This is a genomic window from Saccharopolyspora sp. NPDC049426 (genome assembly GCF_040676935.1).
GTDB lineage: Bacteria > Actinomycetota > Actinomycetes > Mycobacteriales > Pseudonocardiaceae > Saccharopolyspora.
The window spans coordinates 96182-120884 of record NZ_JBFAPZ010000002.1 but is presented as its reverse complement, the minus strand read 5'-3'; the positions used below and the strand labels follow the sequence as shown (position 1 = coordinate 120884).

Annotated in this window: 23 protein-coding genes; 8 read left to right on the top strand and 15 right to left on the bottom strand. The window is 70.0% G+C overall.

Annotation, left to right across the window (positions count from 1 at the left end):
• Positions 1–15 precede the first annotated feature (15 nt).
• The 5 genes from AB0J78_RS03700 to dgt form a co-directional block, all read right to left on the bottom strand.
• Positions 16–828 (bottom strand): enoyl-CoA hydratase/isomerase family protein, encoded by an 813-nt coding sequence (locus tag AB0J78_RS03700; RefSeq protein WP_363786607.1) that lies wholly within the window; start codon positions 826–828, stop codon positions 16–18.
• A gap of 49 nt (positions 829–877) precedes the next feature.
• Positions 878–1087: a helix-turn-helix domain-containing protein gene (locus tag AB0J78_RS03695; protein WP_093260265.1), complete on the bottom strand. Its 210-nt coding sequence runs from the start codon at positions 1085–1087 to the stop codon at positions 878–880.
• Between the two features lie 188 nt (positions 1088–1275).
• The gene (locus tag AB0J78_RS03690) at positions 1276–2904 is read right to left on the bottom strand and encodes an ABC-F family ATP-binding cassette domain-containing protein (protein WP_363786605.1); all 1629 of its coding nucleotides are present in this window, start codon (positions 2902–2904) and stop codon (positions 1276–1278) included.
• A 185-nt stretch (positions 2905–3089) separates the two neighbouring features.
• The gene (locus AB0J78_RS03685) at positions 3090–3764 is read right to left on the bottom strand and encodes an acVLRF1 family peptidyl-tRNA hydrolase (RefSeq protein WP_363786603.1); all 675 of its coding nucleotides are present in this window, start codon (positions 3762–3764) and stop codon (positions 3090–3092) included.
• A gap of 209 nt (positions 3765–3973) precedes the next feature.
• Positions 3974–5485, bottom strand: a complete 1512-nt coding sequence (gene dgt / locus AB0J78_RS03680) for a dGTP triphosphohydrolase (protein ID WP_363786601.1) — start codon at positions 5483–5485, stop codon at positions 3974–3976.
• 60 nt (positions 5486–5545) lie between these two features.
• Between dgt and AB0J78_RS03675 the strand changes: the two genes are divergently transcribed.
• Both AB0J78_RS03675 and AB0J78_RS03670 read left to right on the top strand, forming a co-directional pair.
• Positions 5546–6751 carry a lycopene cyclase family protein gene (locus AB0J78_RS03675; RefSeq protein ID WP_363786599.1) on the top strand — a complete coding sequence of 402 codons (1206 nt, stop codon included), beginning with the start codon at positions 5546–5548 and terminating at the stop codon, positions 6749–6751.
• A 334-nt stretch (positions 6752–7085) separates the two neighbouring features.
• On the top strand, positions 7086–8921 hold the full coding sequence (locus AB0J78_RS03670) for a GGDEF domain-containing protein (RefSeq protein ID WP_363786597.1): 1836 nt from the start codon (positions 7086–7088) through the stop codon (positions 8919–8921).
• 257 nt (positions 8922–9178) lie between these two features.
• Here AB0J78_RS03670 and AB0J78_RS03665 read toward each other — a convergent pair whose 3' ends face one another.
• Genes AB0J78_RS03665 through AB0J78_RS03635 form a run of 7 tightly spaced genes read right to left on the bottom strand, consistent with a single transcriptional unit; the run spans position 9179 to position 15673 of the window.
• Entirely contained in the window at positions 9179–9583 is a 405-nt protein-coding gene (locus AB0J78_RS03665; protein WP_132685186.1) for a metal-sulfur cluster assembly factor, read from the bottom strand.
• Positions 9584–9614: 31 nt separating this feature from the next.
• Entirely contained in the window at positions 9615–10055 is a 441-nt protein-coding gene (gene sufU, locus AB0J78_RS03660; protein WP_363786594.1) for a Fe-S cluster assembly sulfur transfer protein SufU, read from the bottom strand.
• Between the two features lie 21 nt (positions 10056–10076).
• Positions 10077–11390, bottom strand: coding sequence for a cysteine desulfurase (locus AB0J78_RS03655; protein WP_363786592.1), 1314 nt, complete (start codon positions 11388–11390; stop codon positions 10077–10079).
• Entirely contained in the window at positions 11387–12160 is a 774-nt protein-coding gene (gene sufC, locus AB0J78_RS03650) for a Fe-S cluster assembly ATPase SufC (protein ID WP_363786590.1), read from the bottom strand. The genes AB0J78_RS03655 and sufC overlap by 4 nt, the downstream gene beginning before the upstream one ends.
• Before the next feature lie 54 nt (positions 12161–12214).
• Positions 12215–13399, bottom strand: a complete 1185-nt coding sequence (gene sufD, locus AB0J78_RS03645; RefSeq protein WP_363786588.1) for a Fe-S cluster assembly protein SufD — start codon at positions 13397–13399, stop codon at positions 12215–12217.
• Between the two features lies 1 nt (position 13400).
• Positions 13401–14858: a Fe-S cluster assembly protein SufB gene (sufB, locus tag AB0J78_RS03640; RefSeq protein WP_132678068.1), complete on the bottom strand. Its 1458-nt coding sequence runs from the start codon at positions 14856–14858 to the stop codon at positions 13401–13403.
• A complete protein-coding gene (locus AB0J78_RS03635; RefSeq protein WP_363786586.1) occupies positions 14855–15673 on the bottom strand; it encodes a metalloregulator ArsR/SmtB family transcription factor in 819 nt (272 codons plus the stop codon). Before AB0J78_RS03635 ends, sufB begins: the two co-directional genes overlap by 4 nt.
• Before the next feature lie 85 nt (positions 15674–15758).
• On the opposite strand from AB0J78_RS03635, the gene mptB reads away from it, so the two are divergent.
• The 5 genes from mptB to AB0J78_RS03610 all read left to right on the top strand — a co-directional run bounded on the left by mptB (position 15759) and on the right by AB0J78_RS03610 (position 21072).
• Positions 15759–17336: a polyprenol phosphomannose-dependent alpha 1,6 mannosyltransferase MptB gene (gene mptB / locus AB0J78_RS03630; protein WP_363786584.1), complete on the top strand. Its 1578-nt coding sequence runs from the start codon at positions 15759–15761 to the stop codon at positions 17334–17336.
• Positions 17337–17347: 11 nt separating this feature from the next.
• Positions 17348–18280 carry an ABC transporter ATP-binding protein gene (locus tag AB0J78_RS03625; RefSeq protein ID WP_363786582.1) on the top strand — a complete coding sequence of 311 codons (933 nt, stop codon included), beginning with the start codon at positions 17348–17350 and terminating at the stop codon, positions 18278–18280.
• Between the two features lie 74 nt (positions 18281–18354).
• Positions 18355–19071 (top strand): ABC transporter permease, encoded by a 717-nt coding sequence (locus AB0J78_RS03620; protein WP_363787532.1) that lies wholly within the window; start codon positions 18355–18357, stop codon positions 19069–19071.
• Positions 19072–19213: 142 nt separating this feature from the next.
• Complete coding sequence (locus AB0J78_RS03615; RefSeq protein WP_363786580.1) at positions 19214–20059, top strand: hypothetical protein; 846 nt, start codon at positions 19214–19216, stop codon at positions 20057–20059.
• A 62-nt stretch (positions 20060–20121) separates the two neighbouring features.
• A complete protein-coding gene (locus tag AB0J78_RS03610) occupies positions 20122–21072 on the top strand; it encodes a heme A synthase (RefSeq protein WP_363786578.1) in 951 nt (316 codons plus the stop codon).
• A gap of 199 nt (positions 21073–21271) precedes the next feature.
• On the opposite strand, the gene AB0J78_RS03605 is transcribed toward AB0J78_RS03610, so the two are convergent.
• Positions 21272–21775 (bottom strand): transcriptional regulator, encoded by a 504-nt coding sequence (locus tag AB0J78_RS03605; protein ID WP_235876999.1) that lies wholly within the window; start codon positions 21773–21775, stop codon positions 21272–21274.
• 99 nt (positions 21776–21874) lie between these two features.
• Positions 21875–22192, bottom strand: coding sequence for a hypothetical protein (locus AB0J78_RS03600; protein WP_363786576.1), 318 nt, complete (start codon positions 22190–22192; stop codon positions 21875–21877).
• A 184-nt stretch (positions 22193–22376) separates the two neighbouring features.
• Here AB0J78_RS03600 and AB0J78_RS03595 point away from each other — a divergent pair, with 184 nt between their 5' ends.
• Positions 22377–23345 (top strand): quinone oxidoreductase, encoded by a 969-nt coding sequence (locus tag AB0J78_RS03595; RefSeq protein ID WP_363786574.1) that lies wholly within the window; start codon positions 22377–22379, stop codon positions 23343–23345.
• A gap of 94 nt (positions 23346–23439) precedes the next feature.
• On the opposite strand, the gene AB0J78_RS03590 is transcribed toward AB0J78_RS03595, so the two are convergent.
• Complete coding sequence (locus tag AB0J78_RS03590) at positions 23440–24372, bottom strand: heme o synthase (RefSeq protein ID WP_363787531.1); 933 nt, start codon at positions 24370–24372, stop codon at positions 23440–23442.
• Positions 24373–24703: the final 331 nt, after the last annotated feature.

Sequence of the window (24703 nt, the reverse complement as noted above, 5' to 3'; positions counted from 1 at the left end):
GTCAGCAACGGGTGATCATCGGACCACGCCGAGCTGCCGGGCGAGCTCGGTGATGCGGCGCAGCTGCGCGGCGCGCTCGGCCGCGAGCTGCTGCTCGGGATCGACGGCCTCGTCGGCCAGGGCCAGCAGCGACAGCGTCTCGCGGACCGCGCCCGCCGGCGGAGCCGAGACGGACTCGACCAGGGCGTCGACCGCGGCGTCCAGCCCGTCCGGGTCGACGACCTGGTTTGCCAGGCCGATCCGCATCGCTTCCTCGGCGGTGACCTCACGCCCGGTCACGCAGATCTCCACCGCGCGAGCGTAGCCGACCGCGCGCACCAGCGGCAGCGTTCCGCCGAGATCGGGCACCAGCCCGAGCCCGGTCTCAGCCATCCGCAGTCGCGCGTCGGTGGCCAGCACCCGCATGTCGCAGGCGAGCGCCAGCTGGAACCCGGCTCCGATCGCGTGACCCCGCACGGCAGCGATCGTGACCCGTTCCGGTTCTCGCAACCAGCTGAACGCCTGCTGGTAGCCGGCCATCTCGGCGTCGGACTGCTCGGTGGGGCGCTCGGCCAACGCCGCCAGGCCCGGAGCGCCGTCCACCCCTTCGGGGCTGAACATCCTCCGGTCCAGTCCGGCCGAGAAGGCCCGGCCGGCTCCGCGCAGCACGACGACCCGGATCTCCGCGCTCAACGACCGGCCGATTTCCCGCAGCGCCTGCCAGGTGTGCGGGGTTTGCGCGTTGAGCTTGTCCGGGCGGTCCAGCGTGATGGTGGCACGCCGCCCGTGGATCGTGAGCCCCACACCGCCACGATCCAACAGGTCGGCGTCCACTACCGACTCCGCCAAGCGGACCTCCAGGCTTGACGGCACGACCGGGAACGGCCGGCCGACTAGTTCACTTCTTCTTGGACCGCGTCGCGCCCCCACGACCACGCAACTGCACGCCTGATTCGCTCAGAACCCGGTGCACGAAGCCGTAGGACCGACCGGTCGACTCCGCCAGTGCGCGGATGCTCGCCCCCTTCTCGTACTTCTTTCTCAGATCACTGGCCAGCTTGTCGCGCGCGCTTCCCGTAATGCGCGCGCCCTTCTTCAGCTCAGCCACGGTGTCCCCGCCTTCCCTCTGAGCAGGTCGGGCCTCGCGACCCCTGTCAGCGCAATGATCGAACAGGAAAGGCCCGAACGCCAGGCGATCATGGAAAAAAGATCGGCCATCGGTCGAGATGGGCACGCGGCGATCACCGGAATGCACTAATCCATACGTAGTAGCCCGCCGTCGTGGTATACGGAGCGCTACGCCAACTGGACCAGATCCAGGTATTCGGCTGACCAGTGGTCCTCGGTGCCGTCCGGCAGCAGGATGACCCGTTCGGGCTCGAGCGCTTCCACCGCGCCCGGATCGTGCGTGACCAGCACAACCGCGCCGCTGAAGCTGCGCAGCGCGTCGAGCACCTGCTCGCGGCTGGCGGGGTCGAGGTTGTTCGTCGGCTCGTCGAGCAGCAGCACGTTGGCCTGGCTGGAGACGAGCCCGGCCAGCGCCAGCCGGGTCTTCTCACCGCCGGAGAGGGTGCCCGCAGGCTGCTGCAGCTGCTCGCCCTGGAAGAGGAACGTGCCCAGCAGGTTGCGCAGCTGCTGCTCGGGGGCGTCGGGCGCGGCCGAACGCACGTTCTCCCAGACCGTGGCGTCGTGATCGAGGGTTTCGTGCTCCTGGGCGAAGTAGCCGATGCGCAGGCCATGACCTGGTACGACGGCACCGGAGTCGGCTTCTTCCTGGCCGCCGAGCAGCCGCAGCAGCGTGGTCTTGCCCGCACCGTTGAGACCGAGCACCACGACCTTGGACCCGCGGTCCACGGCCAGATCCACCCCGCTGAAGATCTCCAGCGAGCCGTAGGACTTGGACAGGCCGTCCGCGGTCAGCGGCGTCTTGCCGCACGAGGCGGGATCCGGGAAGCGGATCTTGGCGACCTTCTCCTGGGCCTGCTCGGCCTCGGCGGAGGCCAGCAGCTTCTCGGCGCGCTTGGCCATGTTCTGCGCGGCGACGGCCTTCGTGGCCTTGGCCCGCATCTTGTCGGCCTGGGTCATCAGCGCGGACGCCTTCTTCTCGGCGTTGGCCCGCTCCCGGCGGCGCCGCTTCTCGTCGGCGGCGCGGGCGTCCTGGTAGCGGGTCCAGTCCATGTTGTAGACGTCGGCCTCGCCTCGGATGGCGTCGAGGAACCAGACCTTGTTGACCACGGCCGACAGCAGGTCGATGTCGTGGCTGATGACGACCAGTCCGCCGTCGTGGTTCTTCAGGAAGTCGCGCAGCCAGTTGATCGAGTCGGCGTCGAGGTGGTTCGTGGGCTCGTCGAGCAGCAGCGTCGTGGCCGAACGGCCACCGGGTCCGGCCTCGGACGCGGCGAACAGGATGCGCGCGAGCTCGACGCGGCGGCGCTGACCACCGGAGAGCGTGCTCAGCGGCTGGTTGAGGACCCTGCCGGGAAGCCCCAGGTTGCTGCAGATGCGGCCGGCTTCGCTCTCGGCCGCGTACCCGCCGCGGGCGCCGAAGCGCTCCTCCAGGCGGCCGTACCGGTTGATGGCCTTGTCGCGCTCCTTCTCGTCGACGAGCTCGGCCATCGCGGTCTGCGCCTTCTCCATGTCGCGCAGCAGCTTGTCGAGGCCGCGCGCCGAGAGCACCCGGTCCTGGGCGGTCACGGTCAGATCGCCTTCGCGCGGGTCCTGCGGCAGGTACCCGATCTCGCCCCGGCGGATGAGGTCACCGGCGTGCGGCTGCCCCTCACCGGCGAGGACCTTCAACGTCGTGGTCTTGCCCGCTCCGTTGCGGCCCACCAGGCCGACCCGGTCGCCGGGCTGGACGCGCAGGGTGGCGTCGGAGAGCAGGATGCGGGAACCGGCGCGCAGTTCCAGGCCAGTGGCTGAGATCAAGGAGAACTCCGGGTAATAGGTGGTCTGCGTGGCATGAGTGCGCCCACCGGCGACGAACGGGTGGGCGTGCGGGGCGCGGAGCTAATCGACGCGCGGAGTGGCGCGGGAACGCACCAGGATTCGCTTGCTGACCACGGAGGCGAGTCTACCGGTCGGGATCCAGCGGATTTCGCCTGCGTTCAACCTCACCGCGGGTCGCGGACCTCGATCTCGACCGCGACCGCCCGCTTGGCGGCGTCGTCGAGGATCGCGCGACGCGGTTCGGGCACGTCGAGGACGCGCTGCTCAGCGCGGTCGAACAGGGTGCTCAGCCGGGTGTCCTCGCGCAACGCCTGCAGCGCCTGCCGGTCACCGCCGAGGACGAGCCCGTCGAGCTCGGCGGCCACCGGCAGCAGGGCCTTGGCGACCGCGTCAGCGGCCGAGGCCAGCGAGCGAGCCGACTGCCCCTCGCGGCGGCGCGCGAAGCGCTGCTGGGACCAGCCGCCGGCCTTGTTCCGGCCGTGCACCAGGTGCCGGTCGGTGGTGGAGGTCTGCACGACCCCGTCGACGGCGACGCCGATGCTGTGCGCACCGAGCCGCACCAGCACCAGTCCGATCCGCCGGGACACCGACACGTGCTCCACCAGCGACGACACCGCCAAGCCGGGGTGTTCGCCGTGCGGTGCCGGCAGCGGGCCGAAGGGCACCCGCACCGTCGCCGTGGCGCCATCGGTGGCGTTGACCAGCACCGTTCGCGGTTCCAGCAGCGTGCTCGCGGCACCGCCGTGGGAGGCGGCGAAGCGCTCGAACCACCCGGCGACTCGCCCCGGCGCCACCTCCACCGCGCGGCCACCGCCGGCCAGTTCGCGAACCCTGCTCAACTCAGCTCCGTTCCACATCGACCGCAAGCGGCGAAGCCGCGAGCTGTCCCGACCATCCTCGCAGCCGGCACCACCGCGGGTTCTGACGCGTCGTCCGGCGAGGACAGCCGTTGCGCCGTGCATTGGACGTACATCAGCAACGGATCGCAGCCAGACGACGTGTCAGGTTCCGCCACCCGCACCGCCAAGCGAACCGAGCCTGGAACTCTCTACAGGACGAAGGTGTCGTTCCACAGCTGCGTGGTGCGTCCCGACAGCGCTTCCAGCAGCGCAGCGGCCTGGTCGTCGGTGAGCGAGGCGATGAAGTCGATCACCGCGCGGCCCCGCGCCAGCGTCGTGAGGTCGGCATCCGCGGGCAGCATCTCGCGCGGCAGCTCGTCGAACTCCTCGCGTGCCAGGCCGAACAGGTCGCGCAGCCGGTGCGGAGCGACCTCGACCTCGTCGATCAGCCACTCGTCGAGGGCTTCGACGAGGTTGCTGATCAGCCTGTCCTGGCCGCGCTGGTGCAGGGCGAGGTCCGGGCGTTGCAGCACGAAGTGCCGGTGCACGAACTTGAGCACCTGCACCTCGTGCCACTGCTCGGGTGCGAGCGCCACGTGGCCGGAGCGGGGCTGGACGGCCCGGTCCACGCGGATGCCCTCGACCAGTCGACGGGTCCAGTCCGCGGAGAACCTGGCCACGGCCTGCTCCGCCTGCTGGGACCGGTCGAAGGGCACCTCCAGCAGGTCCACCGCCAATTCGGTGCGCACCTTCTTCACGGCGTCGTTGAACGCCTCGTCGTCGGCGATCCAGCCGTCCTTGGCGTGCAGGCGGCGGCGCAGCAGTTCCAGCGAGGCGCCGGGCCGCGAGTCGCCGGAGGCGACGTGCTCCTCGGCCGCGAACTCCACGCTGTGGCCGAGCCACTCCTGCAGCTCGTGGTGCACGGAGGTGAACTGCAGGATGCCGACGCGGTGGAAGTCCTCCAGGTCGTGGATCGCGTAGGCGATGTCGTCGGCGGTGTCCATGATCGACGCCTCGACGGTCTGCTGCCAGTCCGGCACGACCTTCTCGAACGGGAGGCGCGCGTCGAGCAGGTCGTCGAGCTCGGTGCTGTAGGCGGAGAACTTCGCCGCCCCGGTGCCCGGTGCCCCGGCGGGCTCCGACGCACCGCGAGGCAGTTCGGCCGCCTGCCGGGGAACCGGCGAGTTCCTGGTCCACGGGTACTTCAGCAGCGCCGAGCGCACGGCGGCGGTCAGGTCCAGGCCCTTGCCCTCCACGCCGCGCACGTCGATGCGGGTGACCACGCGGTAGGTCTGGGCGTTGCCCTCGAAGCCGTCGGGCAGCGCGAAGCGTTCGCGCGCCAGCCGGTCCAGCACGCTCTCCCCGAGGTGCCCGAACGGCGGGTGCCCGAGGTCGTGGCCGAGCCCGGCGGCCTCGACGACGTCCAGATCGCATCCGCCGAGCTCGTCGAGCTCGGCCCGGGTGACGGGGTCGGCCAGCAGGCGTTCGGCGATGGCGCGGGCGACCTGGGCGACCTTGAGGCTGTGGGTGAGCCGGTTGTGCAGCAGCAGGCCGGAGCCGGACGGGCTGACGACCTGGGTGACGCCGCCGAGCCGCGCGAAGAAGGCAGAGGCGGAGATCCTGTCGCGGTCCGCGCGGAACGGGCTCGCGGCCAGGTCACCCGGCACGGTGTGCCCGGTGCGATCGCTGCGGCGGGCGGCGCGTGGTTGCACTTCCTCCATGCGGTCAAGGTATAGGCGGCCACCACGCACGTCCCAGGGCGGTCGTGATCTGATGATCGGGTGGCGGATGTCGTGGTGGTCGGAGGCGGGCCTGCTGGTCGGGCCGCCGCCTCGGCCTGCAGCGACGCCGGTTTGGCGGTGACGCTGGTCGATCCGGCGCCGCGCAGCGGCTGGGCGAGCACCTTCGGTTCCTGGGCCGATGAGCTGCCGCCCGAGGTCGCCGCGCTGTCGACGGTGATGGATCGCGTTCACCTGCACGGCACGAGCTCCCACGTGTGGCGGCGGCCCTACGCGGTGCTGGACAACACGGCGCTGTGGAAGCACCTGTGGCGCGCCGACGTCACCGAGGTGACCGGCCGCGCGGTCGCCGCCGAGCACGGCCCGACGGGCTCCACGCTGATGCTCAAGGACGGCAGGCGGCTCGCGGCCGGCGTGGTCGTCGACGCCACCGGACCTGCGCGAACGCTGTCCGGCGGACGGCCGGCGCACCCGCCTGCGCAGCAGACCGCGGTGGGCTGGATCGTCGACTCGGCCACGGCCGAGGCGTTCTGCGGCCCTGGCGAGGGCGTGTTCATGGACTGGCGTTCGGCGCCGCGGACCCGGGGCGGCTGGCCGACGTTCCTGTACGCGGTGCGGGTGGGGCCCGACCAGGTGCTGCTGGAGGAGACCTCCCTCGCCCGCCGTCCCGCGCTGCCGCTGGCCCTGCTGCGGCGCAGGCTCGCCGGGCGCCTGGCCGACGCCGGGATCGACCCCGAGTCGCGGTTCACCGAGGAGCGGGTGCGGTTCCCGGTCGACGATCCGCTGCCCCGGCCCGGCCGCGTCGTGCCGTTCGGCGCGGCGGCCGGGTTCGTGCACCCGGCCAGCGGTTTCAGCGTCGCGCGGGCGCTGCGCCGCGCCCCGTGGCTGGCGGCGGCGCTCTCCGGCGGCCTGGCGGGCGGGACGCCGGGTCCTGCCACCGCCGCGCGGGCGGGCTGGCAGGTGCTGTGGCCGCCGGACGTGCTGGCCGCGCACGTGCTGCGGCAGCGGTCGCTGCGCGCCCTGCTGTCGTTGCCGCCGGAGCTGGTGCCGGAGTTCTTCGAGGCGTTCTTCGCGCTGCCCGAGGCGCACCGGGTCGAGTTCCTGTCGGGTGAGGGCACCTCGGCGGGCACGGCGAGCGCCATGTCGGCGCTGTTCGCCCGGGTTCCGTGGAGCGTCCGCCGTAGGATCGTGCTGGGCGGGATGTCGTTCGGGCACCCCGCTGCCAAACACGGTCTCGGCGGAAGTTGATCTGCGTCAATTCTTCGATGAATAAGCGGTGAAATGACATCCGCTTTTGCGCCGATCGCGGGAAGCGCAAATCACATTGCTGTTTTTCGAGTCACCCTATTCACAGAACGTTCACGCTGCGTGCAGGCCTTTACCCGATAGGCTCTGGCCGTTGTCTACGCAGTGTGATCGGGCAGACTCGGAATGAGGTGCCAGGTGCCACGCACCGTTCGTCCGGCTGATGTTACGTGCTGCTCAAGCACGCTAAGTTGGTCGGCGGGAATGGCGGCGCTCCGCCGACGAGGAGGAGCTGAGATGTCGGTGAACAGATCGTGAACACGGTCGCTGGAGAAGTATGAGTCGAGGCAATATCGACTCCGTGCTCGCGCTGGTGGACGAAGTGCGCTTCGCGTTCCAGCCATTGATCAACATCAAGACCGGTGCCATCGTCGCCATCGAGGCGTTGGCCCGGCCGGCGGGCGCGCACGTCCAAGACCTGTTCCGGGAAGCGGCGCGCCTTCGTCGGCTCACCGAGCTCGATGTGGACTTGGCCGTGAACGCCGTCCAGGCAGCGGCGGAGCACGAATCATTGCTCCCGCTGCATGTGAACCTCTTCGGGGGCACCGTGGTCCACGACCACGACCGGCTGACCCTGCTGCGCGAGAAGCTGCGCGAGGTCGGCAGGCGCGAGCAGGAGATCACCCTCGAGATCGGACCGCCGTTCGCCCGCATCGACCCCGAGCAGCTGCTGGAGGGCATCGGCAAGCTGCGTTCGGACGGCTTCCAGATCGCCCTCGACGGAGTCGGCGAGGGCGACATCCCGCTGACGCTGATCGGCGACATCGGCCCGGCGACCATCAAGCTCGACCGGGAGGTCGTGCAGGGCCTGCCCGACGATCCGGCCCGGGTCGCCGTCGTCGAGTCGGTGCGGCACCTGTGCGAGGCCACCGAGAGCCAGCTGGTCGCCGAAGGCGTCGAGAGCGACCGCCAGCTCAACGCGCTGCGGCGCAACGGCGTGCGCCTGGTGCAGGGCAACCTGCTCGCACCGGCCGGCCGCAGGCCACCGACGACGAGCACCGTTCCGGGCGTGGCCGCCGAGGTCACCGACCCGCACTCGCCGTCGGTCAACACGCTCGCCAGCGGCCCGCGCGTCACCGAGTTCCTCTCGCCCGCGACGGTGCTGTCCATGGACGTCACCTCCGACAAGGTGCGCGAGGTGCTGGCCGACCACACCGAGATCAGCGGTGTCGTGCTGGTCGACGAGTACAACCGGCCGAGGCACACCATCGACCGCAACCGCTTCCTGCTGGCGGTGACCGGCCCGTACGGGCACGCGCTGCACGCCAAGCGCCCGGCCTCGCGGCTGGCCGACGAGCCGCGGGTGGTCAACACCGCCACCACCGCGATGGAAGCGTTGAGCATGGTCACCCGCTCCGACCAGTACCGGATGTACGACGACGCGATCGTGGTCGACGAGGCCGGCCGCTGCCTGGGGGCGGTCCGGGCCGGTGACCTGATCCGCGGCATGGCGGAGATGAAGGTCGAGGAGGCCGCCGCGCTGAACCCGCTGACCCGCCTGCCGGGCAGCGACGCGATCGCCCGCGACGTAGCCCGGCGGATCGCCGCCGGAGAGGTCTTCGCGGTGAGCTGGCTGGACATAGACGGCTTCAAGGCGGTCAACGACACGGCCGGCTTCTCCGCCGGTGACGACGTGATCCGCTCGATCGGGCGCAGCCTCACCGACGCGGCGGCATCGCTGACGTCGGTGCAGGTCGGTCACGTGGGCGGCGACGACTTCCTGCTGGTCGCCGACCTGGACGACCTGGTCACGCTGGCCGACTCTGTGCTGGGCACGTCCCGCACCGCAGGGGAAGTGGAGATCACCGTCTCGCTGGCCACGCTGGTGTGCACGACGCAGACGGTCTCCGACTACGACGAGGCGTCCAGCAAGCTCGCCCCGCTGAAGCACTACGCCAAGCAGCTCGCCGGATCGAGCTGGGTCATGTCCCGACCGGGCTCGGAGCGGATCGAGGTCCTCAGGGGACAGGGCCCCGGAGCACCCCTGGCCCAGGCACCGCCCCTGACCAGCACCCCGCCCCCGCCGGTGCCACCACCCGCGCAGGGACCCCCGCCGTCACCGCCCATGGGCTTCCCCACCCAGGACCCCGAGCAGATGCACTACGGCTACTGAGGAAGAAGAGGCCCCCGGCACGAAAGCCAGGGGCCTCTCAAATCAGGCAAGCCGCAACGTCAGGCAAGCGGCGAAGCCGCTTCCTCCTTCACCACCCGAGCAACCCGCACCGCCGCGGGTTCTCAGACGTCTTCTGGGGAGGACAGCCGAAGCGCCGTGTATTGGACATACACAAGCCTCGGATCCCGGAGCCAGAAGGCGTCTGAGGTTCCGCTACCCGCACCGCCACGCAAGCGGACCGCGGGATTCAATAAGGATCAGACCGTGAAGCCGAGGGCTCGTAGTTGCTCGCGCCCCTCTTCGGTGATCTTCTCCGGTCCCCACGGCGGCATCCAGACCCAGTTGATCCGGAAGTCCGAGACGAGGCCGCCGCCCGGTCCGCCGCACAGGGCGGCGCGGGCCTGGTCCTCGATGACGTCGGTCAGCGGGCAGGCCGCCGAGGTCAGCGTCATGTCCACGGTCGCGGAGTTGTCCTGCTCGACGCGCACGTCGTAGACCAGCCCGAGGTCGACGACATTGATGCCCAGCTCGGGGTCGACCACGTCGCGGAGGGCCTCTTCGACGTCCTCCAGCTTGGCGACCTCGGCCGCCGGGGCGGCTTGCTCAGGCAGGGCGTCGGCAGTGCGCGCCACGTCGTCCTGCACTTGGGTCTCGTCGCTCACATTGCCTCCTGAAAGTCTGTTGGCACCGTTCTCACGCGCGGGCGACCGCGTCCTTGAAGGCCATCCAGCCGAGGAGCGCGCACTTCACGCGCATCGGGTACTTGGCCACGCCGGCGAAGGCGATGCCGTCTTCCAGCACGTCCTCGTCCGGTTCGATCTTGCCTCGGCCGTGCATCAGCTCGCTGAACGCGGCCTCGGTTTCCAGGGCTTCCTTCAACGGCCTGCCGACGACCAGGTCGGTCAGCACCGACACCGCCGCCTGGCTGATCGAGCAGCCCTGTCCCGCGTAGGAGACGTCCTCGACGATGGCGTTCTCGTCCTCACCGGTCAACCGCACCCGCAGCGTCACCTCGTCCCCGCAGGTCGGGTTGACCTGGAAGGACTCGGCGTCGAACGGCTCCCGCAGCCCGTGCCGGTGCGGGTTGCGGTAGTGGTCCAGGATGATCTCCTGGTACATCTGCTCAAGCTGCATGTCGCGATCCTCGGTCGAAAGTCAGGCAACCCCGAAGAAGCGCTGCGACTCGCGCACCGCATCCACCAACGCCTTGACCTCATCCAGTTCGTTGTACAGGTAGAACGACGCCCGGACGGTCGCGGGAATTCCCATCCGGCGGTGCAGCGGCCAGGCGCAGTGGTGGCCCACCCGGACCTCCACGCCCTGGTCGTCGAGCACCTGGCCGGCGTCGTGCGGGTGCACGCCCTCGATCACGAAGGACACGGCGCCACCGCGGTTCTCGGTGCTGGTGGGGCCGATGATCCGCACGCCCTCGATCGCGCTGAGCTCGCGCAGCGCGGTCTCGGTGAGCGCGTGCTCGTGCGCGGCCACCCGGTCCATGCCCACCGCGTTGAGGTAGTCCACGGCCGCACCGAGCCCGACGACCTGCGAGGTCATCGGCACGCCCGCCTCGAAGCGCTGCGGCGGCGGGGCGAACGTGGAGCGCTCCATGTGGACCAGCTCGATCATCGAGCCACCGCTGATGAACGGCGGCATCGCGTCGAGCAGCTCGCGGCGCCCGTAGAGCACGCCGACCCCGGATGGGCCGAGCATCTTGTGCCCGGAGAACACCGCGAAGTCCACGCCCATGGCCTTGAAGTCCACGGGCGCGTGCGGCACCGACTGGCACGCGTCGAGCACGACCAGCGCGCCGACCTCGTGGGCGCGGCGGATGATCTCCTCGCCGGTGTTGACGGTGCCCAGCACGTTGGACTGGTGCGTGAAGGCCACGACCTTGGCCCGCTCGGAGATCACCGAGGCGACGTCCGAGGTGTTGAGCCGGCCTTCTTCGGTGACCCCGAACCAGCGCAGCGTGGCGCCGGTGCGCTCGCACAGCTGCTGCCACGGCACCAGGTTGGCGTGGTGCTCCATCTCGGTCACCACGACCTCGTCGCCGGGGCCGAGGCGGAAGCGCTCGGCTTCCGCCCCGGCCGTCGCGGCGTTGCTCATGGCGTAGGCGACGAGGTTCACGCCCTCGGTGGCGTTCTTGGTGAACACCACCTCGTCATCCCCGACGCCGATGAAGTTCGCGATGCGTTCTCGCGCGCCTTCATAGGCGTCCGTGGCCTCCTCGGCCAGCTGGTGCGCGCCGCGGTGCACGGCGGCGTTGGAGGTCTCCAGGAAGGAGCGCTCCGCGTCGAGCACCTGGCGCGGACGCTGCGAGGTCGCCCCGGAGTCCAGGTAGACCATGCGCTTGCCGTCGCGGATGGTGCGCCCGAGGATCGGGAAGTCCGCGCGGATCTCCCGGACGTCCAGGGGCACCACGTCCGCTGAAGTACTCACACCAGTGGTGCGAAGAGGCTGTTGGGTCATGACTGGGCGGCCGCCTCCTTCTTGCCGGTGAACCGCACGTAACCGCTGTTCTCCAGCTCGTCGGCGAGCTCGGCGCCGCCGGACTCGACGACCTTGCCGTCGGAGAACACGTGCACGCGGTCGGGGGTGATGTGCTTGAGGATCCGGGTGTAGTGGGTGATCAGCAGAACGCCCTTGTCACCCTTCCCCTTGAAGCGGTTGACGCCGTCGGAGACGACGCGCAGGGCGTCGACGTCCAGACCGGAGTCGGTCTCGTCGAGCACCGCGAACTTCGGGTTGAGCAGGTCCAGCTGCAGGATCTCGTGCCGCTTCTTCTCACCGCCGGAGAAGCCCTCGTTGACGCTGCGCTCGGAGAAGGACGGGTCGATGTCCAGGTCGGACATCGCCTGCTTGACCTCCTTGACCCAGTGCCGGACCTGCGGGGCCTCACCGCGGACGGCGGTGGCGGCGGTGCGCAGGAAGTTCGACATCGACACGCCCGGCACCTCGACCGGGTACTGCATCGCGAGGAACAGGCCCGCGCGGGCGCGCTCGTCGACGGACATCTCCAGGACGTCCTCGCCGTCGAGCAGCACCGTGCCGGAGTCGATCTGGTACTTGGGGTGACCGGCCAGCGCGTAGGCCAGGGTCGACTTGCCGGAGCCGTTGGGCCCCATGATGGCGTGGATCTGACCGGAGTCGATGGTCAGGTTGACGCCCTTGAGGATCGGCTTCGGGCCGTCCTCGGTGAGGACCGAACCGTGCAGGTCCTTGATCTCCAGGGTGGCCATTTCTTCTCGTTCTCCTGGTGTGTGGTGCCGAAAGTCTGAAATCGATCGTGGCGCTCAGGCGCCGACGACTGCGAGCTCTTCCTCGATCTCGGCCTCGAGGCGCTCGCGCACCTCGGGCACGTTGATCTTCTGCAGGAGCTCGCCGAAGAAGCCGCGCACGACCAGGCGGCGGGCCTGGTCCTGCGGGATGCCCCGGGCCTGCAGGTAGAACAGCTGCTCGTCGTCGAACCGGCCGGTGGCGCTGGCGTGGCCGGCTCCCTCGATCTCGCCGGTCTCGATCTCCAGGTTCGGGACCGAGTCGGCCCGCGCACCTTCGGTCAGCACCAGGTTGCGGTTGAGCTCGTAGGTGTCGGTGCCCTCGGCGGCGGCCTGGATGAGCACGTCGCCGATCCACACCGAGTGCGCCGAATTGCCCTGCAGCGCGCCCTTGTAGAGCACGTTGCTGCGGCAGTTGGCCACGCTGTGGTCGACCAGCATGCGGTGTTCCAGGTGCTGGCCCGCGTCGGCGAAGTAGATGCCCAGCAGCTCGGCGTCGCCGCCCTTGTCGGCGTAGTTGACGGTGGTGTTCACGCGCACCAGGTCGCCGCCGAGGGTGACGGCGAAGTGGCGGAACACCGAGTCGCGGCCGAGGGTGGCGTGCTCGGAGCTGACCTGCGTGGCGTCGCCGGCGAAGTCGTGGATGGACACGACCCGCAGCTGGGCGCCGTCGGCGACGACGAACTCGACGTTGTCGCCGATGGTGCCCGAGCCCCGGTAGTCGATGACGACCACGGCTTCGGCGAACTGCTCGGCGTGGATCTGCAGGTGGCCGTAGGCGACCTGGTCCGCGCCGGGGCCGTCGATCGTGACGGTGATCGGCCCGTCGGGCTTGGTCTCCTTGGGCACCGTGACCACGGTGGCCTCGGTGAAGGCGCTCCAGGCCTGGGCGGCGACGCGGTCGGCGGGCACGCCGCCCTTGCCGATGCGCGCGTCGTCGCGGCCCACGGTCTCCACGTTCGCCTCACCGGTGACCTCGATCTTGAGGTTGCCGGTGGCGGTGGCGGAGCCGTCGTGCAGGCCCTTGAGCCGCTTCAGCGGGGTGAACCGCCAGTCCTCCTCGCGACCGCCCGGGACCTCGAAGGCCTCGACGTCGTAGGAGCGGAAGCGCTCCCCGCGGGAGGCCTGCGGAACCACAGGCCCCCCGTGGGAGTGCTCGGCGAGGCCGTGCTGAGCGGCGTCGTCGGTCTTGGTGGTGCTCATCTCAGCCGACGGCCCCTTCCATCTGCAGCTCGATCAGTCGGTTCAGTTCCAGCGCGTACTCCATCGGCAGCTCGCGCGCGATGGGCTCGACGAAGCCGCGGACGATCATCGCCATGGCCTCGTCCTCGGTCAGACCGCGCTGCATCAGGTAGAACAGCTGGTCATCGCTGACCTTGGACACCGTCGCCTCGTGACCCATGGTCACGTCGTCGACGCGGACGTCGACGTACGGGTACGTGTCGGAGCGGCTGATGGTGTCGACCAGCAGCGCGTCGCACTTGACGTTCGACGAGGAGTGGTGGGCGCGCTTGGCGACCTTGACCAGACCCCGGTAGGACGTGCGGCCACCACCGCGGGCGATCGACTTGGAGACGATCGTCGAGGAGGTGTGCGGCGCCAGGTGCTCCATCTTCGCGCCGGCGTCCTGGTGCTGGCCCTCGCCCGCGAAGGCGACGGACAGGACCTCGCCCTTGGCGTGCTCGCCCATCAGGAACACCGAGGGGTACTTCATGGTGACCTTGGAGCCGAGGTTGCCGTCGACCCACTCCATGGTCGCGCCCTCTTCGGCCTTGGCGCGCTTGGTCACCAGGTTGTAGACGTTGTTCGACCAGTTCTGGATCGTCGTGTAGCGGCAGCGGCCGCCCTTCTTGACGATGATCTCCACGACCGCCGAGTGCAGCGAGTCGCTGGAGTAGATCGGAGCGGTGCAGCCCTCGACGTAGTGCACGTAGGCGCCCTCGTCGACGATGATCAGCGTCCGCTCGAACTGGCCCATGTTCTCGGTGTTGATCCGGAAGTAGGCCTGCAGCGGGATGTCGACGTGCACGCCCGGCGGCACGTAGATGAAGGAGCCACCCGACCACACGGCGGTGTTCAGCGCGGAGAACTTGTTGTCACCGGCCGGGATGACCGAGCCGAAGTACTCCTTGAAGATCTCCGGGTGCTCGCGCAGGGCCGTGTCGGTGTCCAGGAACAGCACGCCCTGGGCCTCCAGGTCCTCGCGGATCTGGTGGTAGACGACCTCGGACTCGTACTGCGCGGCGACACCGGCGACCAGCCGCTGCTTCTCCGCTTCCGGGATGCCCAGCTTGTCGTAGGTGTTCTTGATGTCCTCGGGCAGGTCTTCCCAGGTCTGGGCCTGCTGCTCGGTGGACCGCACGAAGTACTTGATGTTGTCGAAGTCGATGCCCGACAGGTCCGCGCCCCAGTTCGGCATGGGCTTGCGGTCGAACAGCTTCAGGGCCTTCATGCGAGTCTCGAGCATCCACTCGGGCTCGCTCTTCTTGTCCGAGATGTCGCGGACGACGTCCTCGGACAGACCTCGCTTGGCGGTTGCGCCCGCGACGTCGTTGTCGGCCCAGCCGTATTCGTAGCTGCCCAGCGTCGCCAGGGTTTCTTCCTGGGTGAGCTGACCAGAACCGTCGGTGGTGGGATTGCGCTGCTCCGCAGCGGCAGTCATACGGACTCCCCTCCAGCAGGAATCGGGGCGGTGTTCTGCCGGTCCTTCGGGACCGAACCGGCAGAGGTCTGTTCGGCGTCCGGGCTCTGGCCCGGATCCGTCAACCGCGCGGTTGGTACGTGCGTGGTGCAGGCCGCATCACCGTTCGCGATCGTGGCCAGCCGCTGCACGTGGGTGCCGAGTACTTCGGCGAACGCCGCCGTCTCGGCTTCGCACAGCTGCGGGAAGTCCGCAGCCACGTGCGCCACCGGGCAGTGGTGTTGGCAGAGCTGCTCGCCGCTTCCGACGCTGCGCGCCGAGGCAGCGTAGCCCTCCCGGGTGAGCGCGTCGGCCAGTACCTCCGCGCGCTCGGCCGGGGTCCGAGCGGCAACGAGAGCGTCGCGGTGATGGGCAACGAGAGCTGCCATCCTCCGCTCGGCGAACTCGCGCACCGCTTGTTCCCCTTCGTGTTCGGCGATGAACCGCAGTGCCGCCACCGCCAGGTCGTCGTAGGCGTGCCCGAACCTCGCCCTGCCCGACTCGGTGAGCAGGTAGAGCTTGGCGGGCCGGCCACGACCCCGACGGCCGCGCGGAGAGGACTCCCGGGTGTAGGCCTCACCCTCGGCGACCAGCACGTCCAAGTGCCGGCGCACCGCGGTGGGGCTGACCCCGAGTTCTTCGGCCACCGCCGCAGCGGTGATCGGCCCCCGTTCCAGCAGCAACCGCGCAACCGTGTGACGGGTCCGGCCGTCGCCTTGCGCAGCCGTGCCGAGCTGGCCCGCAGGCCCCGTCTCGGTGGCGGCTGCGGTCGGCTTCGACGTCCCGACCTTTTTCACAACACGAATGTTACCTATTTCGATGGCAGGCACCAGGGCGCGGGGCGAGCACGTGACCTGACTCACGCTATTAGGCTTCGTCCTCGTGGCTGCAGGCGAAACGACGAACCAGGTGGCGTTGCTCCCCGGATCGGACTCCTCCGAACGGACCAGCACGTTGCCGATCGACCATGCCGAACGGAGGCAGCTCGACCACATCCGCCGCTTCGGCACCACCGGATCTCTGATCCTGGCCGCCGGAGCGTTCGGCGCAGGCGCCAACCCGGTCATCAACCCGCTCTACGGCGCCCGCCTGCTCGGCCTGCTCACCCGGATGCCCACGGTGGCGATGGCCATCTGCTGGCTCGGGATGCTGATGATCGTCGCCGCCTGGCTGTGGCTGGGACGGCTGTGCCTGCCAGGACGCGAGCGCATCCTCACCGTCGGCCAGCTGGCGCGCACCGCCGCGATGTGGGCGCTGCCGCTGGCGCTGTGCCCACCGCTGTTCAGCACCGACATGTACAGCTACCTCGCGCAGAGCGAGGTGGCCGCGCGCGGCCTGAACCCGTACCTGGTCAGCCCGGCCATCGGGCTGGGCGTGGACCACCCGTTCACCAGCAACGTGCCCAACATCTGGCGCGACACCCCATCGCCCTACGGGCCGCTGTTCCTGATGTTCGGGCAGGTCATCTCGCGGATCATCGGTGACAACGTGATCTTCGGCGTGCTGCTCTGGCGCGTGGTGATGCTGTGCGGCCTGGCGCTGGCGATCTGGGCGATCCCCCGGCTGGCACGCCGCTGCGGCGTGCACCCGGCCGCCGCTCTGTGGCTCAGCGTGGCCAACCCGATCGTGCTGTTCCACGTGATCAGCGGCATGCACAACGAGGCGCTCATGGTCGGCATCATGCTGACCGCCATCGAGCTGGGCCTGCGTTTCCAGTCGCTCCCGGGAACCGTCGCCGCCGGCGTGCTGCTGACCATCGCCGGGGCGATCAAACCACCGGGCTGGATCGCGCTCGGCTTCTTCGGCATCTGCCTGGTGCTGCTGCAGGGCGGCCGATGGCGCGACCTGTTCCGGATCGGCGGGCTGCTCGGCGCGGTGTTCCTCACGACCATGACCGTGATCACCGTGGGCAGCGGCTGGGGCCTGGGCTGGATCGACACCTTCGACGTGCCCAACCGGGTCAAGACCTTCATGGCCCCGCTGACCGCGTTCGGCATGACCGGCGGCGGGGTGTCCACACTGCTGGGACTGGGCAACCAGACCGACGCGATGCTGGCCATCACCAAGATCATCGGCTACCTGATAGTGGCCGCCGCGTGCCTGTGGATGCTGTGGCTGTCCTTCCGCGGTCGCATCCAGCCGCTGGTGGCCATGGGCGCGACGTTCCTCACGCTGGCGCTGGCGGTCCCGGTGCTGTGGCCCTGGTACCTGCTGTGGTCGGTGGTGCCGCTGGCGCTGTCGACCAACAGCTCCCGCTTCCGGGTCACCGCGACCGTGATCTGCGCCGCGGTGTCGCTGCTGATCCCGCCCACCGGCGCCGGATTCGTGCTGCGCGCCTACCAGATCCCGCTCGCCGTGATCGCCGCGCTGATCGCCTTCGCGATCACGGTCGTGCTGGTGAGGAAGCGCATGCCCGTCCTCTGGCCCACCCTCGGCCGTGTTCGGCCCGTCACGCAATAGGCTGTGAATCCGTGAGCAACGAGAGTCCGGCCGTCCTGCTGCGCGGGCTGGAGAAGCGCTTCGGGGACACCACCGCGGTCGCCGGGCTCGACCTGTGCCTGCCGCGAGGCAGCGTGCTCGCGCTGCTGGGTCCCAACGGCGCGGGCAAGACCACCACGGTGGAGATCTGCGAGGGCTTCCAGCGCCCGGATCGCGGCGAGGTCCGCGTCCTGGGCCTCGATCCGCGCACCCAGGGCGAGCAGCTGCGACCCCGCATCGGCGTGATGCCGCAGGGCGGCGGCGCCTACCCCGGCGTGCGCACCGAGGAGATGCTGCACCTCGTCGCCGCGTGCACTGCCGACCCGCTCGACCCGGCCTGGCTGCTGGAGGTGCTCGGGCTGGAATCGGTGCGCCGCACCTCCTACAAGCGGCTCTCCGGTGGCCAGCAGCAGCGCCTGTCGCTGGCCTGCGCGCTCATCGGCAGGCCCGAGCTGGTGTTCCTCGACGAGCCCACCGCCGGACTGGACCCGCAGGCCCGCCGCATGGTGTGGGACCTGGTCGCGGCGCTGCGCCGGGACGGCGTGAGCGTGCTGCTGACCACGCATCTGATGGACGAAGCCGAGGCGCTGGCCGACCGGGTGGTGATCGTCGATCACGGCCGCGCGGTCGCCGACGGCACCGCCGAAGAGCTCACCGCACCCGCCGACGGCAAGCAGGAGCTGCGGTTCCGCTCGCAGTCCGCGCTCGACCTGGAACTGCTGCTGGCCGCGCTGCCCGAGGGCTACAACGCCGAGGAGCTGCGCCCCGGCGACTACGTGGTGCGCGGCGAGATCAACCCGCAGGTGGTCTCCACGGTGACCGCCTGGTGCGCCCGGCACAGCGTGCTGGCCCAGGAACTGCGGGTGACCCGCCGCAGCCTGGAGGACGTCTTCCTGGACCTGACCGGACGGGAGCTTCGATCGTGACCGCCGCCGAGCTCGGTGACCGGTTCCCCGCCGGAACCTTCGCCCCCTCCCCCGGCCGCGGCAGGCCGCTGCGGATGCTGGCCGCCCAGACCCGCATCGAGACCCTGCTGATCGTCCGGCACGGCGAGCAGGCCCTGCTGACGCTGATCATCCCGATCGCCCTGCTCATCGGCATGAGCACGATCCACATCGGGGACCTGCCCGAACCCCGGGTCAACTCGGTGATGCCGAGGATCCTGGCGCTGGCGGTGATGTCCACGGCGTTCACCGGCCAGGCCATCGCGCTGGGCTTCGACCGCCGCTACGGCGTGCTCAAGCGCCTCTCCGCGACGGCGCTGCCGCGCTGGACGCTCATCTCCGGCAGGGTGCTGGCCACCTTGCTGGTCGTGGCGCTGCAGGCCGTGGTGCTGAGCGTGACCGCGCTGCTGCTGGGCTGGTCACCGGCCCTGACCGGGCTGCTGCCCGGCATCGGGCTGCTGGTGCTGGGCACGCTCGCCTTCGGCGCGGCCGGTGTTCTGGTCGGCGGCGCGCTGCGCCCGGAGATCGTGTTGGCGCTGGCCAACGCGATCTGGTTCGTGCTGCTGCTGGCCGGAGGCCTGGCGCTGCCCGCCGACGACCTGCCCGGCCCGCTCGCCGTCATCGCCGGGTTCCTGCCCTCGGGCGCGCTCGCCGAGGCGCTCGACGCCGTCCTGGTCGACAGCGCCCTGCCGGGCGCGCAGCCGATCCTGGTCCTGCTCGCCTGGGGCCTCGCCTGCGGTGCGACGGCGCTCCGCACGACCCGGCTGACCTGACCGAACCCGCGCGAGCGCCGGAGGCGCTCTCCCCTCCGGCGAGGACGGCGGCACTGGCGATCCCGGAGCCGGAAGGCGTCCGGGGTTCCCCCACTGGCACCGCTGAGCGGAAAGACCCGATGTTCCTTCTAAGGTGGCGGGCATGACGAAGATCGCTCGGCATGCCAAGGCATCCCTCGAACTGATCCACGCGATGATCTACTTCGCCCCGGAGGCCGAAGACCGGTTCACCAAGCTCGGTCTCAAGCCCGGCCGGATGAGCTACTACGCGGGACGTTCCGCGGCGATGGGCCCGGTCGGCGCCGGTGTGGTGGCCGCGACCTTCTACAACTTCAACCCGGTCTCGGTCGCCAAGTCGATCCCGGCCGCCTGGGACATCGTCTCTCCCGCCGAGGTGCTCGACGCCCGCCTGGACGCCGTGGACGCGGCGTACCACCGGCTGCTCGGCGACGAGGTGCTGGCCTCCGAGGACGTCGTGGAGTGCGCGGAACTGGCGCGGGTGGCCTCCGAGGCGTGCCTCCCGGACGGCAAGCCGCTCTACGCCGCGCACGCCGACCTGGACTGGCCCGAGACCCCGCACCTGAAGCTGTGGCACGCGATCACGCTGCTGCGCGAGTTCCGCGGCGACGGCCACATCGCGGCCCTGCAGCAGGCCGGCATCTCCGGCATCCAGTCGCTGGTGCTGCACAGCACCATGCGCGGCGGGTTCACCCCGGAGGCCGCCCGCACGCTGCGCGAGTGGTCGGAGCAGGAGTGGGCCGAGGCGGCCGAGCAGCTGCGGGAGCGCGGCCTGATCGACGCCGACGGCGAGCTCACCGAGGAGGGCAAGCAGTTCCGCGAGTCCGTCGAGCTCCGCACCGACGAGATGGCGCTGGCTCCCTGGCAGCACCTCGGCGAGGAGCGCACCGCGACCCTGGTCGAGAAGGGCGGCAAGCTCAGCAAGGCCCTCGCCGAAGCCGGAGCCCTGCCTGCCGGGCTGTTCAAGTGATCGAGCTTTCCCAGGCGTGACCTGCGGGCGGGTTGATCCGAGGCGCCGAATACCATTCGGTTGTGGCGCTACCTACTTGGATCTCCCGCCCGTCACCGCGCACCGTGCGGATCCTCGCGATCGCCGTGCTGGTGACGCAGGCATTGATCTCGGTGACCGGTGCGACCGTCCGCGTGACGGGCTCCGGACTGGGATGTCCGACCTGGCCGCAGTGCTTCCCGGGCAGCATGGTCCCGATGCCGCACGCGGAGGTCGCCGTCCTGCACCAGGTGATCGAGTTCGGCAACCGGCTTCTCACCGGTGTCGTCGGTTTCATCGCGCTGGCCTGCCTGGTGGCCGCCTGGCGCTGCCGCCCCCACCGCAAGCGCCTGGTGCTGCTGGCGCTGATCATGCCGCTGGGCGTGGTCGCGCAGGCGATCATCGGCGGTCTGACGGTGCTGGTGAACCTGGCCTGGTGGAGCGTCTCGGTGCACTTCATGGCCTCGGCGGTCCTGATCTGGCTGGCCGCGATGCTGGTCAAGGCCACCACCGAGGGCGACCGGGCCCCGCTGGCCGTGGTCACCAGGCCGATGCGCCGGCTGCTGGTGGCGCTGATCGTGGTCACCGCCGCGGTGCTGGTGGCGGGAACGCTGGTGACCGCCGCAGGCCCGCACGCGGGTGATCCGGACACGCCTCGCCTGGGCTTCGCCGTGGCCACCCTGGTCCAGCTGCACGGCCTGCTGGTGATGGCCTACGTGCTGCTGCTGGCGGTCTTCGGCGTGTGGCTGCGCTCGGCCCGGCCCACCAAGGCGCTGATCAAGGCCTACGTGGCGGCGTGCGCGATGGTCCTCGTCCAGGGCGCGATCGGCTCGGTCCAGTACTTCCTGGGAGTCCCGGAGCTCCTGGTCGTGCTCCACGTCGCCGCCGCCACCTGCGTGATCATCACAACGGCCATCCTCTGGACCGAGTCCCGCAACCGCGGCCCCCTCCCCCACCCCGAAGTCACCGAAACCCAGCACTCCGTGGCGGTCTAGGGGCTGGTGAAGCATGCGGCGGAGCCGCATCCTCTTTCACCACCCTGGCAGTCGGCACCGCCGCGGGTTCTGAGCGGCTTCGTGGCGAGTACGCCGGGACGCCGCGTATTCACATACTCAAGGAGCGGCGCACGGAGACCACGAAGCCGCTCAGGTTCCGCCACCCGCACCGCCAAGCAGGATGACCACCCACGATCTCCTAGAACTTCAGTTTGGGCTTGCCTTCTCTTTCCCAGCGCCTCCAGAGCTCGGGCATCTCCCCGGAGAGCCACTTGTAGAACTCGTTGACGGTGCGCAGGCGGCGGGCTCGTTCGCCCTGGCCGCTGAACATGCGCAAGCCGGTGGCGGTGAGCTCTTCGAGGTCGGTGACACGCTCCATGCGCTGCCGCACCAGCGCGGGCCAGCGGTCCTCCTCCACCTGGTAGAGGGCGGCTTCGCGGCCTTGGCGGGTGGTCTTGGAGATCACGCCGAGGCGCATCAGCAGGCGGACGTTGGTGCTGATCGATCCGGTGCTGGCGGCCAGGGCGTGGGAGAGCTCGTTGGCGGTGCGCTCCGGCGGGTCGCAGATCAGCAGGAACGCCAGGATGCGGCCGGCGATGAGCGGCATGCCCTCGGTCGCTTCGAAGTGGGCCGCCATCTGCTCGATCCACTCCGACATGGCGGGCCGGTCGGTGCGCTGCAGGTATTCCTCGGCCTCGGACACGCCGCCTCCCTCTAGATCGAGTTCAGTACCCGCTGAAAACATAAACCACAGCGAACGACTCGACCAGCCGGTGGCGGCGGCGTGTCCGGAAGTGCCAGGTCAGCTGGCACGCGGACCGGCCATCTTGCGGCGGTGGGCGGCGCCGATCTTCAGGGCCGCGGTGGTCTCGGAGTCCCACTCGTGGGCGGTCAGGCCGTCAACGGCCTCCACCAGGGCCTCGCCCACGGAGGGGCTGGTGACCATGACGTCGCCGAGGCGGCCGTCCTCGCCGATCAGCACCACCCGGGCGCCGGCACGGCCGATGTTCTCCACCACCGCGCGGGCCGACCCACCGTGGTCGGCGACGAACGCCTTGGCCACGGCCAGGGCCTTCGGGGTCGGCGCGGTGCTCTGCTCGGTGTCCTTCTCGGCTGTCATGCCGGGATCCTAAACAGGTTCCGCCTCGGGGCAGAACCGGTCGTTGCGCACGACACTCGATCTCGGGCGCTTGAGCGGCTCGCACCCGAAGATGGGATGCGGTGGTCGTGGGCGGGATGATCGACGGCGGCCGTCGCGTTGCTCTTGACGGCCATGAAGCTAGCCCCTGCGAAGGAGAAGACAGATGCGCGCGATTCGGGTGGCGACCAACGGTGGTCCGGAGGTCCTCGAACTCGGTGAGGTCGAGGCGCCCGAGCCCGGCCCCGGTCAGCTGCTGGTCGACGTCGCCGCCGCCGGGGTCAACTTCATCGACACCTACCAGCGCAGCGGCCTGTACTCGATGCAGCTGCCGTTCACCCCGGGGTCCGAAGGCGCGGGCGAGATCGTCGCGGTCGGCCCGGACGTGGACGGGTTCGCGGTCGGCGAGCGGGTCGCGTGGGCGATGACCCCCGGCAGCTACGCCGAGAAGGCGCTGGTTCCGGCGAGCTCGGCGGTCAAGGTCCCCGACGGTGTGGCCGATGACATCGCCGCTGCGGCGATGCTGCAGGGCATGACCGCGCACTACCTGATCAACTCGACCCACGAGGTCACGACCGGGGAGACCGTGCTGGTCCACGCCGCTGCCGGCGGCATGGGGCTGCTGCTGACCCAGCTGATCAAGTCCAGGGGCGGGAACGTCATCGGCACCGTGTCCACCGAGGAGAAGGAGCGGCTGGCGCGCGAGGCCGGTGCGGACGAGGTCATCCGCTACACCGAAGCCGACGTGGCCGCCGAGGTCAGCGACCTCACCGACGGGCGCGGCGTCGACGTGGTCTACGACGGGGTCGGCAAGTCCACGTTCGAGGCGAGCCTGGCGAGCCTGCGCCCGCGCGGGACGCTGGCGCTCTTCGGCGCCTCCAGCGGCCCGGTGCCGCCGATCGACCCGCAGCGCCTGAACTCCGGTGGCTCGCTGTTCCTGACCCGGCCGTCGCTGGGGCACCACCTCCTCAACCGGGAGGAGCTCGACTGGCGCGCGGGCGACGTCTTCAACTGGATCACCAGCGGCACGATCAACATCCGGATCGGTGGCACCTACCCGCTGGCCGACGCCCGCAAGGCCCACAAGGACCTCGAAGGCCGCCGGACCACCGGCAAGCTCCTCATCCTCCCCTGACCAGCCCTTTTCGAATTTCGCGCGAAATTTGAACCCGAGAGTTCGGGCTCGAATTTCGCGCGAAACTCAAATCCCGCTGCCCGGCTGAGGCGGCCTACCAGGGCCAGCCGAGGACCGGGAGGCTGAGCGCCGAGTCCACCGCGAGGGCCACGAACACGATCATCAAGTACGTGTTGGACATGTGGAACAGGCGCATGGGCTTGGTGGGCACGCCGCGCTTGGTGGCCGAGTGCAGGCGGTGGGCCAGCACGATGAACCACGCACCGGAGGCCACCGCGAAGGCGGCGTAGAGCCAGCCGGTCGCCGGGACCAGCAGCAGCGTCCAGATCACCATGAGCCAGGTGAACATCACGATCTGCCGGGAGACCGCGGCCGGACGCGCCACCACCGGCAGCATCGGCACACCGGCGCGCTCGTAGTCGTCCTTGTACTTCATCGCCAGCGACCACGTGTGCGGCGGCGTCCAGAAGAACACGACGCCGAACATCACCAGCGCGGGCCAGTCGATGCGGCCGGTCACCCCGGCCCAGCCGATCACCACCGGCATGCAGCCGGCGGCGCCGCCCCACACGATGTTCTGCGCGGTTCGCCGCTTGAGGACCATCGTGTAGATGAAGACGTAGAACAGGATCGTGGCCACGGCGAGCACGCCTGCCAGCAGGTTCGTGGCCGCCCACAGCACCAGGAACGAGCCCGCGCCCAGCGCCACGCCGAAGATCAGCGCGTGCCGGTTGGACACCGTGTGCCGCACCAGCGGCCGGGCCCGCGTGCGCTTCATCACCTGATCGATATCGGCGTCGACCACGCAGTTGAGGGCGTTGGCGCTGCCCGCGGCCATGGTTCCGCCGACGAGCGTGGCCAGCACCAGGAAGGGCGAGGGAATGCCGCGCACGGCCAGCAGCATGGCGGGGATGGTGGTGACCAGCAGCAGCTCGATGACCCGCGGCTTGGTCAGTCCCAGATAGGCTTTGAGCAGGTCAGCGACCTTGCGGACGGGCTGACCGGAGAGTTGCGCGGCGGTGGTCACGACGCTGCGCTCACCGACGACATGACACTCCCCGCACTTGCCGAGCACGCTCCCACCGGTTCCCGAAGAACGGAACCGAACCGTTAAGCAATAGTAGTCGCGCTACTGAAGCCGGTCCCGCGCGGGTGCGAGTGCGCCTGTTCACAGGGGTCACGGGCTAAACTGGGGCCGTTCGGCGATCAGCCGCGTTCCGGCGGTTCATCAGCGCGAAAACCGGTACTCGTGCACGCTGGTCGACGAATCGCCGGCACCCCGTCGTCTGGGCCACGGTCCTCGCAGGTCGAGGCTGGTCAGCCGGGGGACTGCACCGTTTCTCAACGGGCCGCCGGGC

Bases quoted from the DNA above. Each gene is read 5' to 3' on its own strand.
- dgt (WP_363786601.1), bottom strand. From the start codon at position 5,485: ATGGAGGAAGTGCAACCACGCGCCGCCCGCCGCAGCGATCGCACCGGG.
- AB0J78_RS03670 (WP_363786597.1), top strand. From the start codon at position 7,086: ATGAGTCGAGGCAATATCGACTCCGTGCTCGCGCTGGTGGACGAAGTG.
- sufU (WP_363786594.1), bottom strand. From the start codon at position 10,055: ATGCAGCTTGAGCAGATGTACCAGGAGATCATCCTGGACCACTACCGC.
- AB0J78_RS03655 (WP_363786592.1), bottom strand. From the start codon at position 11,390: ATGACCCAACAGCCTCTTCGCACCACTGGTGTGAGTACTTCAGCGGAC.
- sufC (WP_363786590.1), bottom strand. From the start codon at position 12,160: ATGGCCACCCTGGAGATCAAGGACCTGCACGGTTCGGTCCTCACCGAG.
- sufD (WP_363786588.1), bottom strand. From the start codon at position 13,399: ATGAGCACCACCAAGACCGACGACGCCGCTCAGCACGGCCTCGCCGAG.
- sufB (WP_132678068.1), bottom strand. From the start codon at position 14,858: ATGACTGCCGCTGCGGAGCAGCGCAATCCCACCACCGACGGTTCTGGT.
- AB0J78_RS03620 (WP_363787532.1), top strand. From the start codon at position 18,355: ATGCTGGCCGCCCAGACCCGCATCGAGACCCTGCTGATCGTCCGGCAC.
- AB0J78_RS03615 (WP_363786580.1), top strand. From the start codon at position 19,214: ATGACGAAGATCGCTCGGCATGCCAAGGCATCCCTCGAACTGATCCAC.
- AB0J78_RS03600 (WP_363786576.1), bottom strand. From the start codon at position 22,192: ATGACAGCCGAGAAGGACACCGAGCAGAGCACCGCGCCGACCCCGAAG.
- AB0J78_RS03595 (WP_363786574.1), top strand. From the start codon at position 22,377: ATGCGCGCGATTCGGGTGGCGACCAACGGTGGTCCGGAGGTCCTCGAA.